Below are 13,136 nucleotides of genomic sequence, written 5' to 3' on the forward strand. Positions count from 1 at the left end.
ATACAGAGTTTGTGCAAATAATACTGGTAGTTAACTAGTATTTACTCTTATAGTTTTACCTGCTTTACTGCTTAACTATTTTCTTAGAAACAATTAATTTATTTGATTTACCAGCTTCTAAAACATTGATAATATAATAACCCGATGACAGATTGGCTACATCGATAGAATTTTGACCAGCTTCCAAAACAGTTTCCTTCATCAACACTCCATTAACATTGAATACTTTAACTATTTGACCTTCTATATTAGAAGAAAAATTAATGGTATTTACCACTGGATTAGGATACAATAGCACATCCTTCGATGTATTTTCATCACTTCGATTTGTAGTATAAGTGATAATCAATTGAGGTTTTGAGGCTGATATATTTTCTTTTGAAGCAAATGCAAAATCATTTCCCGAAAGAGCATCGATAACAAATGAAATTTTATTACCAGAAATTTGTGTTGTTTTTAAAGGAATTGTTTTTGTGCTACCGATTGGAAGATTCGTATTTAATGATCCTAATTGTGCTCCTTTTCCTGGCTTATTGGAATTGGATAAATTAGTTTCTGTCCAATTATTACTATTTCCTTTACTAACAGCAATATTCCCATTTCCAGCATCTGAATATACAGTGAACTTAAGATCAGCTTTTGTTATAGTTCCGTTGATTGATGATAAATCAAACATCAAATACCCTGAACGTCGATTATGCTCAATTCGAATCATATCAAGATTGTGTCTAGTTGATCCTTGTAAATAAGCATCTTGTATTGGAATTAAAGTAACTGTTTGCTCTACTTGCTGGATCTTTGTTGCGATAACTTTGTCAATGTTATATAAATATCCAGAACCTCCTTTAAAAGATAATCTCAATGTTTTTTCTCCTGAAGTTAAAGAAACAGTAGTGGAATATTTCTTGTAATTATGCCATTGTCCTGTTACCGGAATATTTATCGTACCAACAATAAATCCTGATTCTAAAATATCTACTTTTCCTCCAGTTCCATTACTAGAAGCATAAATATCAAATATATACTCACCACTAGAATCGACATTTATCGTGTAATCGGTGTAGTTATCATTTTTTATAAATCCAAGGTTTTTGCCAGAAGTTCCTGGTGTATTTTCTACACGAACATTACCTGATTTTCTTGTAAAATCCTCGACTTCGAATGTTCCTGGAATTGATCTTATTGGGTTTTCATCTTTTAAAACCACAGGGTATAGCGTTCCTCCTTTTGGAGATTCACTCGCTGATAACGCCGGAAAATTTGTTGCAGGATTCGAAGGTTTTACTTCTCGAGGTCCTTTGTACAATAAATTAGGATCTGACCATGGTTTAATATTATTATGATTTTCTTCAAGGCAATTATTCTTATATATAAAGTTTGGTTTTTTTGAATTTTGATGTTGGATGGACCAAGGTCCCATAATTGCATAGTAGTTGGGTTCATTTCTATTGTTATAAGCCGCATTTGGTGTATCAGCTTTTGAGTTAGGCATATCTCTAGGTAATGTAATTCTATTATTTTCTATTAGGTTATTTCCATTATCACCACTATGGAAACTTACTTCTTGCCTAAAATCATTATCATACACCACATTATATTCAACGTTACTTCCTTGTAAAGATATATGTCGTAAACGGGTAACCTTACATCCTGTAATAAGATTATAAGCTCCTTGTATAAAAAAATATCCTTGCGCACCACCTGCTTTTTTATGAGCTCCATCTACCATTAAATCTCTCAATGTTACATGGTTAGAAGGAACCCTTACTGGATCTCTTGCAGAATTAATAATATTTACTTTATCTAACCAACAGTCAGGAGAATCATTAAACTTAACAGATATATTATCATTACCTCTTAATTCATCGTTAGCACTTAAACTATAATTCCAGTCGTATTTTGGTTTTCCCCAACTCCCTTCGATTGTTAGAGTATATATTCCACTTTTACTAACCTTATAAAAACTAAAGGCATTGCTACTATTCATCCTAATGATACATTTAACACCTTCTCTACTCTCTCCTATCAAAGAGACATTTGATTTCATGGAAACTCGTTTATTGATATTGTAGGTTCCATTTTTCAAAAACACTGCTACCAATCCGTTTTGTTTAGATGCATCCTCAATTGCCCTATTAATTGCATCACTATCCGCACCATTAGTTAGAGTTTTTACAATTTTAATGTCTTTTAAAAAAGGGATACCACCTCTAACACCGGCTTTTTCCCATTCTTTCATTTGTTGATAACGGTTATCAAATTTTTCCGAATCAAAAGTAACTCCTGGATCTCCTACTCTCAATTGGGCTTCTAATTGAGTGGTTATAAAAATCAATAGAAACAGCATACTTCCCATAGTTTTCTGCGTAGAATATTTATATTTTTTTGAAAATAAATTTTTCATTTTTTTTGAGTTTTCTTCTAAAATTAAAGAAGAGAAACTATCCCTTTTTCAGGGGATAGTTTCTACATACTGAGTTTGTGTAAATAATACTAGTAGTTAGCTAGTATTTCTTGTTATAATTGATTCTTATTGTTTAACTATTTTCTTAGAAACAATTAATTTATTTGACTTACCCGCTTCTAAAACGTTGATAATATAATATCCAGATGACAAGCTAGTTACATCAATAGAATTTTGACCAGCTTCTAAAGTAGTTTCTTTCATCAATACTCCATTAACATTAAACACTTTAACTATTTGGCCTTCCATGTCAGAAGAAAAGTTAATTGTGTTTACCACTGGATTAGGATATAATTTTATAATATTCGAGTTACTCTCATCACTTCGACTTGTAGTATAAGTAACCACCAATTGAGGTTTGGAGACTGATGAATTGTCTTTCGAAGCGAATGCAAAATCATTTCCCGAAAGAGCATCGATAACAAATGAAATTTTATTACCGGAAATTTGTGCTGTTTTTAAAGGAATTGTTTTTGTGCTACCGATTGGAAGGTTCGTATTTAATGATCCTAATTGTGTTCCTTTTCCTGGCTTATTCGAATTGGATAAATTAGTTTCTGTCCAATTATTACTATTTCCTTTACTAACAGCAATATTCCCATTTCCAGCATCCGAATATACAGTGAACTTAAGATCCGCTTTTGTTATTGTCCCATTAATTGACGATAAATCAAACATCAAATATCCCGAACGACGGTTATTCTCAATACGAACCAGCTCAGAGTTATATCTCGTTGATCCCTGTAGATATGCATCGTGAATTGGCGATAATGTAATAGTTTGTTCCACTTGCTGAATCTTTGTAGCAACAACTTTGTCAATGTTATATAAATATCCAGAACCTCCTTTAAAAGATAATCTCAATGTTTTTTCTCCTGAAGTCAAAGAAATAGTAGTAGAGTATTTCTTATAACTATGCCATTGTCCAGTAACTGGAATATTTATAGAACCTACAACAGATCCAGATTCTAAGATATCTACTTTCCCTCCGACTCCCTGACTTGAGGCATATATATCGAGTGTATATTCACTTGTTGCATCTATAGTTACAGTGTAATTAGTAAAATCTCCATTTTTAATATACCCTAAATTTTTACCAGCGTTTGTTCCAGGAGTATTTTCTATACGAACACTCCCCGATTTTGATTCAAAACTTTCTGCCTGGAATGATCCTGGTATCTTAATTACATCAATTGGCGGAACCGAATCATCTTTAACAACAATATTTACAGCTTGTGATGTAGCAACAGCTCCATCATTATCAGTGGCCTTTGCTGTGATAGTGTAACTTCCTGCCGAATTAATAACCGTAGTTGTTTCATATGGAGCAACTTGCTCTGTTGCTATTAAGTTATTATTTACAAAAAACTCTACTTTAGAGATAGATCCATCACTATCGGATGCATTCGCTTTTAAAGGTATCGTTTGACCAACCTGATAATCTGCTCCATTTGTAGGTGCCGTAACATTAACTGTTGGAGGGGTATTAGGATTTGTATCATCCACTAATCTATAAGAGCGTACCCAATCATAATATGTAGTTCGATTTTCCAAAGAATCATTTATTCCATCCTGACCATTTTTTGGTGGATTCCAATCGTAGGTCTCCACTACCATACGCAAGTACATAGGAAGATTAAAATCTGCTGGTGGCTTAATTTGCCCAACAAACTGACCATCTAGATAAAATAAAATTTCACTTTTACTTTTCCACCAAACTCCATAAGTATGATAATTTTTCCAAGAAGCTTCTCCTAGTGGAGCTTTGTTTCCTTGTTGCCCAACAGGCGTATTATTACAATTTGTATTTCTACTATGCGTATTGGAATTCATATTAGTGATCATATTATTCACCCAATTAGCTCCATTAGAGTTAACACCTACCGTCTCCGTAATATCTAACTCTGTAACGCGAAGATTACATCCACTACCTTCATTTCGTTGATTAATAAGCCAAAACGTGGATGACATAAAGGTTTTATTACCTTTCATTCGCGTTTCGTAATATCCGTATGTATTTTTTGTTAAGGATCTAACGAGACCTCCGTTATGAGTCCAACCATTAAATGGGTTTGCCTTTTTAGAAGCAGAAATTTTAAGGTCTCCGTTTCCAACAGAAACTGATGATGTTTCAAATCTGGCAGGTTTTCTACCTTCCCATTGAGGACTATTTATTGCCCATTTATTAGTATTTAATGAAGAACCATTAAACTCATCAGACATGATGTCTATTTTTTCCCACTTCTTACCATTTGGAGGTGTTGGTTGTGCAAAAACACTTACTGTTATCATACATAACAATAAGAATATGATTGATTTGTTATTTTTTTCCATGATTAAAATCGTTTTGTTTTTTAGATCAAAAACCAATCTTTTTCAGATTGTATAATACAAGAGTATCTTAACATTTTTGGTAAAGGTTTTAAAACACTTTACTTCTTATATTTAATAATAAGTTAGGGGAAAAGGCGGTCTTTAAATGACCGCCTATTTTCCTATCCTTCTTTTTAAATTTTATTTTGATCTAATAAAAGATGAAAGAACTTGATTAACGCTTTAATACTTTCTTAGCCGAAAGAATCTTATTCGTTTTACCTGCTTCTAAAATATTTATGATGTAATATCCAGATGATAAATTACTCATGTCAACAGTATTTTGACCATCGGTTAGTACTACTTCTTTCACAAGAATACCAACAGTATTAAATACCTTGATTGTCTTTCCTGCAGTTGAACCAGAAATATTAATTACATCCACAACTGGGTTCGGATATAATGTAATATCATCCTCAACCTGTCCATCATCCCTATTTGTAGTATATGTAATTACTAACTGAGGCTTCGATACGGATCCATTTTCTTTAGATGCAAAAGCAAAATCATTCCCAGAAACAGCATCAATAATCAACGAAAGTCTATTTCCAGATATCTGCCCAGTTTTTAATGGAATCGTCTTTATGCTTCCTTCTGGGAAATTAGCATTTAACGAACCTAATTGGGTTCCTTTTCCAGGTTTGTTTGAATTTGACAAATTTGCTTCGGTCCAGTTGTTAGTACTTCCTTTGGTTACACTAATATTACCATTTCCAGGATCAGAATATATAGTAAACTTTAAGTCTGCTTTCGTAATAGTTCCATTTATAGAAGAAAGGTCAAACATTAAATATCCCGTTCTCTTATTTAATTCTATACGAACCATATCGTTATTGAATCCTGTAGATCCTTGCATATATGCATCATGTATTGGATTAAGTGTTACTGTTTGCTCTACTGGTTGTATTTTTGTTGTAACCACTTTATCCACATTATACAGATATCCAGTTCCTCCTTTGAATACGAATCTCAATTCTTTTTCTCCTGAGGAAAGAGACACTGAGGTAGAATACTTCTTGTAATCATGCCATTGTCCATTAACCGGAATTGATACAGATCCTACAACTGTTCCTGCTTCAAGAATATCCACTGTACCACCTGTTCCTTTAGTAGATGCATAGAAATCAAAAGTGTACTCGCTAGTTGCATCAACATTTACATTGTATGATACGAAATCTCCATTGTTAATGAACCCAAGGTTTTTACCAGTACTATTTGGAGTATTTTCTATTCGTACACTTCCTGACTTTAACTCAAAATCTTCTGCTTCAAAAGAACCAGGAATATCGATTGCATCAGTTGGTGGAGTAGAATCATCTTTAACAGTTATATTTACTGGAGAAGACGTCTTAGTTGCTCCTTCATTATCAGTAGCTTTTGCAGTAATTGTATAGCTACCTGCAGCATTAATAGTTGTTGATGTTTCGTAAGGTGCTACTTGCTCTGTAGCTGTTAAGTTGTTATTTATATAAAATTCAACTTTTGCAATAGATCCATCGCTATCAGAAGCATTAGCCACTAATGGAATTGCTTGACCTATATCAAAGCTTGCACCATTGGCAGGAGATGTCACAGAAACTTGAGGAGCGGTATTTTGATCCTGGCAATCTGTATAGAATACATCTGGTCCTGCACCTGATGGCTTATTATAAGCTTTTGACAATACAAATTTATCCATTTCGAAACCATCTTCTCTCATAGAGAAAGAGATTGTATGCACTCCTGCAGAAGGAATATCTAAATAGATCTTTTGCGCTTCTCCACAGTGATTTGCATTGGTTCTTTGCTTACTTTCCCAAGTCCATTGGTTTTTACCAGCACACCATTGCATTCTTGCACCTGATGCTGGCCAGTTTCCATTTAATCCTACATGAATTCCATTATCTTCGGATCCAGTAGAATGTGCTCTAACCCATACAAAGTATCTTCCAGCACTTGTAAACTTAACTTTGTAATCGATGATCGCTACTTGTCCAGGAGTATTAGAAAAACTTACTCCGTTTACTAATGGATCACTATGAGTTACTCGCGTATCTGGCAAGATTTCTAAGTATCCGCCTCCACTAGCTCCATTAGAGTGATCTGGATCCGGATCTGGTGTAGGAGTTGAAGCTCCACTACCATCTAACACGTACCATTTTCTATCAGCTACTTTAGTTTGACTTTCAAACTTCTCTGCTTCTACAGCTAGGATTCCATTTTGTTCTGTTGGGATACAGTTATTTCCATCACCGCCGCCGCCTCCATCACCACCGTTGTCAGTACAAGTGAAGTTTAAAGCTGTCCATCTTCCTCTAGAATATGCAGTACTATTACCTTCTGGTATGGTACCATTGGTATGAGAGTTAAATTCTACTCTAATTTTATCACCTTTAGTAACCTGAACACCTGTAAAAGTTCTCCCCGATGCAGTATAATCAGTAGTAGTTGTAGGGTTTACAAACTCACCAATACGTGTTCCATTAACAGAAACTCTGTATGTTGATTCGCCATCAATTTCTGTAAGTGTAGCTAAATTGATATCATAAGTTCCAGAATCTCCATTAAAAGTAGCTTCTGCAGCAGCAAACTTATCTTTGTATTGTGCGGCATTAATTGCTAGAGCATTTCGAGCATTATCTTTATAAGCAGGTGAAAAACCCGCTACCGAAAGTGTAGGGAAATCTGTAATTGCCTGCATAGAAATTGTACCACAATTTCCTCCACCATTATTATCACCATCCTTACTTGTTACTAGGGCTACCCAGTCATTATTATCTGGAGCAACAAGATTGTTTCCAAGAGTTTGTTTAGTGGATAAATTTCCCCCAGAACGTGGATTATACCATTGTACATCGTATTTATTATTACCTCCTGGTAAACTTAATCCTGTAGATCCTCCATTAGGTCTATAGACTGCATAGATGCTACCCGATTTTGCTAATACATAATCGTTATTATCCGAAGTTACACCGTCAGAACTTACCATGTTCACCATATCTGACTGGAGATAACGATTAAAAAAGCTAAGTGCATAACCTCCTTCTTTATACTTATTACCTCTTTTACGCTGATCATTTCCGTTTATATCACCATCATCATTAGTATAACCACTGTAATACTCTACTCCTGTTCCTCCTGCTATAAGAGTAGCCCATAAAATTCTATGCCTTACTTCTTTATCAGAAATTCTAACTCCTGTAGAAGCAGGACCTTGCTCATCATTAGCAACTACCCATTTTTTACCTGAATTTCTAGACTTTTCTAACCATCTTCGCACATCATTATGAACGTTGTTTTTTCCTGTTTGGATAGAAGCCCCGGTTAAATCAGAGTTGTTTCCTAACAATGGATTATATCGCTGGTCTTGTTGATTTGGATATGTATGAATCACAATATTATGATCATATGGATCCACATTTTTAATATAAGTTGCAGTCGATTTTGCTACTTGATCTTTTAAAGTAGTTTCTTCTGTTAAATTCCAGTTTAGTGCTAAATGATGACTAAATCTTGCAATTAATTCACGATAGTATAATTTTCTTTCTCTTCCGAAATTATCACCATCCATTTTATTATCATTCTCCGTCTCCATGGTTTTAAAATGAAGATATACTCCTTTTTTATCAGCATACTCCATTACTTTTTCCCATTGAGCCATTTTGGACACATCAAATCTATCGTGATGAACCTTATCCCATTGTTGGCCTCTTGCTGTGTTTCCATACTCTTGTTCAGAAACTTTCAAAACATGCGGAAAAACTGCTCCTCCATCTCCAGAAGTGTTCCATGTTAAAAAAGAAACAACATTAGCTCCTTGACCAGATAGGTAGTTGATCATACCTAAAATTTCTGTTCCTTTACCATTCGACCAAGTATAAGAAGATGCATCAGCAGCTACATAATCTCTTTGATGTGGTTGCCACGTTTTATTTCCTATTTTATTAAGGTTATTATTATAACTTGGTGTAGCATCGAAATCTACATAGTTAAAAGCATTTTCTGGAGAATCTGCTCCAGCTTTTACAAACCAAGGTCCATTCGGATTACTGGGATTTGTTCCTACATGCTTTAAATAATGTTCTCCAATATACTTAAGCCTTCCAAGTTCTTTACTTCTATAATCTCTTCCTGACTTATTTGATTCAGCAATATTAAAAGATCCCGTATCACCATTCATAAATCCAGCATTAGATCCTCCACCATTAATTGCTACATTGGATCCTGATTTAAAAGAAGCCGACCAATTCCATGTACCAGTCTGATCTGGAGCAAAATTTACTCGCCATTTATTACCGGAATCACAACTATTATTTTCTGCATTTCCGCAAGCGGCAAAATATCCTGGTACAGTATAACTAGTATTACTACCTTGATGTGTAAATGTTACATCCAATCGATAATCCGAAAAAGGATTTGGGTTTGCGGTCTCTGAGGTGTTAGGACCGTTAAAGGTCAGAGTGACTTTGTGCCATCTCTTTAATTCTCCTTCTGGTGTTTGAGCTTGTAGCAAAAACCCTAGAAACAAGAACGTTAATAGAACGTTGAGTTTAGTTAATTTCATGATTTAAATTGTTTTTTGTGTGTGTTTGGTTTTAAGATATTTATTTTGTTCGTGTAAGTATTCAAAGAACGTCTTTTATTGTTTTTAATTTCGAGTCAAAACACCTAACAAACAGTTAGTTAACAAGTTTTAACACGAAGTTAAAAACGAAAGATTTCTCGAATTTAAGATCTCATAAGCTTATTAAATTTATCAAAACTATTAAGTGTTCTTTTGGAAATAGAATTCGTTAAAATTCATTTAGAATTCGATATTTAATTAACAAAATAGTTATTATAACTTATGCTACCTTATTGGGTCAAATGGACTTTTGTCCTACTGAAAATTATTATTTTTTAACTTTTAATTAACTATTTGATTTATGTTTTTCATGTTTAAAAAAAAGGGTTGAAAATTTTGATTTAGTCTTTAACAAACTGCACTTTATCCTTACCAAATACTGATAAAACATAAAGTCCAGATGCCATATCAGAAACATTCACTGATTTATTATTGGTGGTTAATTTAGTTTGTTTAACAATCTTACCTGTTAGATCATAAATAGTAATAATATCATTAGCCTCAACTCCCAGAATAGTGATCGATTCTTTGGATGGATTTGGATATACCGTTAGTACTGAATCATCTGATGTAGGGTCTTGTCTATTTCCTACGGAGAGAATTTTCCATTTTTGATTCGCATTTGTATTATTATAATCCCAAATAGTTGCATTCGCACCAACTACTCCTCCGGCTCTATCTAATGCTCTAGAAAGACAATGCATCGGTTTTACCCCATAAATATCATTACCATTCTTAACGATTTTCCATTTCTTATGAGAATCTACATCATCGGTCCAAGTGGCGACATTGGTTCCATTTTCACAACGAGCATAAGGAACTTCTAAATATCTGTTCGTTCCTAAATTTTTAATAGTATATGAATTATCACTAATATGCTTAATCTCCCATTTCTGATCATCAAAATTCGCTGGCTTATGCATTCTAGCACTATGACTTTCTAAAGCGCGAGCTAATAATCTTTCATTATTCTGAGGAGATTCTATATGATAAATGCCATTTGGAATTAATTGAGTAAAACGAGCACTTACTGTCACATTGTTTACCTGATCTCTATCGATTGCATCTTGCCAAGAGGTATTTAATGGCCTGATATGCACTTTATAAACATATCCACTTCCTGGTGAAGGCAAATTAGGTAGATTAACAGTAATTGTTTTTGTACCAATACCTTTAGCAACTTGCTCATTTTGTTGTGCAATCCAACCAGTTGATGACCAAAACTCTACTATTATATCTCTGGCGGTAGAAGCTTCATAATTAATATCAAATGAATACGAAGTTGCTTGTACAATAGTAGTTGGTGCATTGCTAAAGGAAACCTTATCTGCAAATGTTTGGTTAGCAACCGTTACATTTTCCACCTGATCTCTATCGATAGCTTCCTGCCAGGTAGTACCTACTGGTCTTATATGCGCTTTGTAGATATATCCTGTACCTGGAGTTGGTGCAGATGCTAAATCAACGGTAACATTTGTTGTTCCCGTCCCTGCATTCACTGCTACCATTTGCTGACCTAACCAGCCCGTTGATGACCAAAATTCTACCACAATTTCTCTATTTGTGGAAGCACTATAATTCACTTTAAAATCATAGGAAGTTTGTGGTTGAATAGTTGTTGCTGGATTTACAAAAGTAACCTCATCTGGAGTAGTACTCACATTACAACCTTCACCTGGTAATCCATAACACCCATTTCCTGTAGGACCTAGGTCCGAATTCCAGTTGATTCCTGTTCTAAATGGTGGCACACCAAACTCATAAGCTCCTACATCAGGCTTATTCCCCTGATAACCATCTGTGTATCCGCTAATAACCCTTCCATAATCAATTGCTTGAGCTCCTGATTTTAAGGTATAATCATTATTATTATAGTTTTTAAAAGAATTTCTGCTTACCAAGTTATTCTGCTTATCGGACTGCGGTTCCCAAGTACTTTCAGTTTCTTGATTTCCATCTTGATCTGTAGCTTCTTTATCTGTTATGTTATTCCAAACTTTTACATTACTAAATTGAGTACCTGGTTTGTGCCATGCCCCCATAGTTGCAGAACCTTTGGCAAAGGTATTATTGAAAATATTGAGGTTTGTACCATCCCAATTAATCTGTATGTTGGTCCATTTAGTGTTCCATACAACGTTATGGTGGACATCCCAATTTTTAGAATCGTTATCTAAATAAATTCCTGCTCCTTTAAATCTACCAGTTCGAGCTTTAGAGTCATGAAAAGTATTATGATGAATAGATGATTTAGCAGCTCTTGCGTTAGTCGTATAAAGTAATCCTCCATCATCGGCGATAAAGTTATTATTACTAATATCATTATATGCAAATTCTCCGCCATCAACATATGCTTGAATTACATCTTTACCAGCTCTAGTTAAGGTATTATTTCTGTATTTTCCTCGTTTTGCCCCACGAGTATTTAGCACACAATCATAGTTACCTAAATAATTAAAATCATGAACATAAGAATTCAACAATCTATTATCATCTCCTTTATCATAAACTCCATTTCCTGCTCCCCAAGCAATTTCACATTTTTCAATAAGATTCTTATTACCTGTTATCAGAACACTTTGTCGTCTAGAGTCAAATCCATTGATAACACCTAAGGTATGATTACCATAAAAACTTGAAACCGCATATAACTTATTATTATTACCACTGATATCAATGGAACCGCCAAAAACAGCTATTCCTTCAATATGAATGTAATTTTTATTTAGATTTATAGTCTGTGTTCTTCTTCTAAAACGAATAGAATTATTTGCTGGCGATCCTCCACCTTCAATTTGAACATAAAGTGTTTTATTTCTTTTATCATAAAACCATTCATTTTTATAATCCAAAGCCTCTTTTATTCCTTGTAGAAAAAACTCACCCTTTTTGATACCATGTCCAGTATATCCTGGATTATGCCTTAATTGAATCCAGTTTTGCGCTCTTTGTAATTTAAAATCTATTCGATTAGAAGAGGAATTCGTTACATAATCCGTCCAGGCTAAAAATCCTGCTCCACCATAAAAATGAATTGAACCTCCATTTTGCCATTTACCAGCATGAGGAATACTCGTTGCATGTCCATTGGATTGGCTTCCATTATAATTTAACCAAGTTTTCCCACCTCCTGCAGCACCTCTATTACAAGCTGGTAAATAATCACGTTTGAATAAGTTTTGCGTTACATTGTTTGGCCATCTAGCAAGATCCATGAGTTTATCATTATGTAATGTCATATTATCTTGTCCTAAATCCCAAGTAACTTGTGCTTTATAGATCTTACCTTGGTCTTTACTCCAATTATTAACAGCTTGCATTGCTGTTATGATTACCTTTTCTCCAGCTTTGGATCGGTATATAATTGGATTCCCTGCTGTTCCAGATCGCACAGGCCGCAACAGTTCTTCATAAGTACCGCCTCCAATGATGACCACATCCCCAGCTTGGGCAACAGAAGAAGCTTTTGCGATTGTCTTATATGGTTTAGATTGTGTTCCTGGATTATTATCGTTTCCGTTTTTAGAAACATAAATATTCTTAGCACATAACGATGATGCTATAGTTAAGAAGAATATCAAGACATATTTTTGCAATATGAATTGAAGTTTTTGGTTAGTTTTCATGGTTTTTGAGTAGCTTTTGGCTTTTAAATGTATAAAATACGTTTAAAAATTATTTTTCTATTTTATTAAT

At 34.2% G+C, this 13,136-nt stretch carries 4 protein-coding genes; all 4 read right to left on the minus strand.

The genetic code is table 11. The features are described from left to right. Window positions 1-64: 64 nt before the first annotated feature. The 4 genes from D1815_RS10450 to D1815_RS10465 all read right to left on the minus strand — a co-directional run bounded on the left by D1815_RS10450 (window position 65) and on the right by D1815_RS10465 (window position 13,066). Window positions 65-2,404: a carbohydrate-binding protein gene (locus D1815_RS10450; RefSeq protein WP_118386849.1), complete on the minus strand. Its 2,340-nt coding sequence runs from the start codon at window positions 2,402-2,404 to the stop codon at window positions 65-67. Between the two features lie 126 nt (window positions 2,405-2,530). Next, complete coding sequence (locus D1815_RS10455; protein ID WP_081415704.1) at window positions 2,531-4,798, minus strand: carbohydrate-binding protein; 2,268 nt, start codon at window positions 4,796-4,798, stop codon at window positions 2,531-2,533. A 214-nt stretch (window positions 4,799-5,012) separates the two neighbouring features. Further along, entirely contained in the window at window positions 5,013-9,380 is a 4,368-nt protein-coding gene (locus D1815_RS10460; protein WP_118386850.1) for a carbohydrate-binding protein, read from the minus strand. Between the two features lie 401 nt (window positions 9,381-9,781). After that, the gene (locus tag D1815_RS10465; RefSeq protein WP_118386851.1) at window positions 9,782-13,066 is read right to left on the minus strand and encodes a T9SS type A sorting domain-containing protein; all 3,285 of its coding nucleotides are present in this window, start codon (window positions 13,064-13,066) and stop codon (window positions 9,782-9,784) included. Window positions 13,067-13,136: the final 70 nt, after the last annotated feature.

This window comes from Aquimarina sp. AD1 (assembly GCF_003443695.1).
GTDB classification, from domain to species: domain Bacteria; phylum Bacteroidota; class Bacteroidia; order Flavobacteriales; family Flavobacteriaceae; genus Aquimarina; species Aquimarina latercula.

Excerpts from the sequence above, each read along its gene's own strand:
- D1815_RS10465 (WP_118386851.1), bottom strand. The coding sequence starts at position 13,066 with ATGAAAACTAACCAAAAACTTCAATTCATATTGCAAAAATATGTCTTG.
- D1815_RS10455 (WP_081415704.1), bottom strand. The coding sequence starts at position 4,798 with ATGGAAAAAAATAACAAATCAATCATATTCTTATTGTTATGTATGATA.
- D1815_RS10450 (WP_118386849.1), bottom strand. The coding sequence starts at position 2,404 with ATGAAAAATTTATTTTCAAAAAAATATAAATATTCTACGCAGAAAACT.
- D1815_RS10460 (WP_118386850.1), bottom strand. The coding sequence starts at position 9,380 with ATGAAATTAACTAAACTCAACGTTCTATTAACGTTCTTGTTTCTAGGG.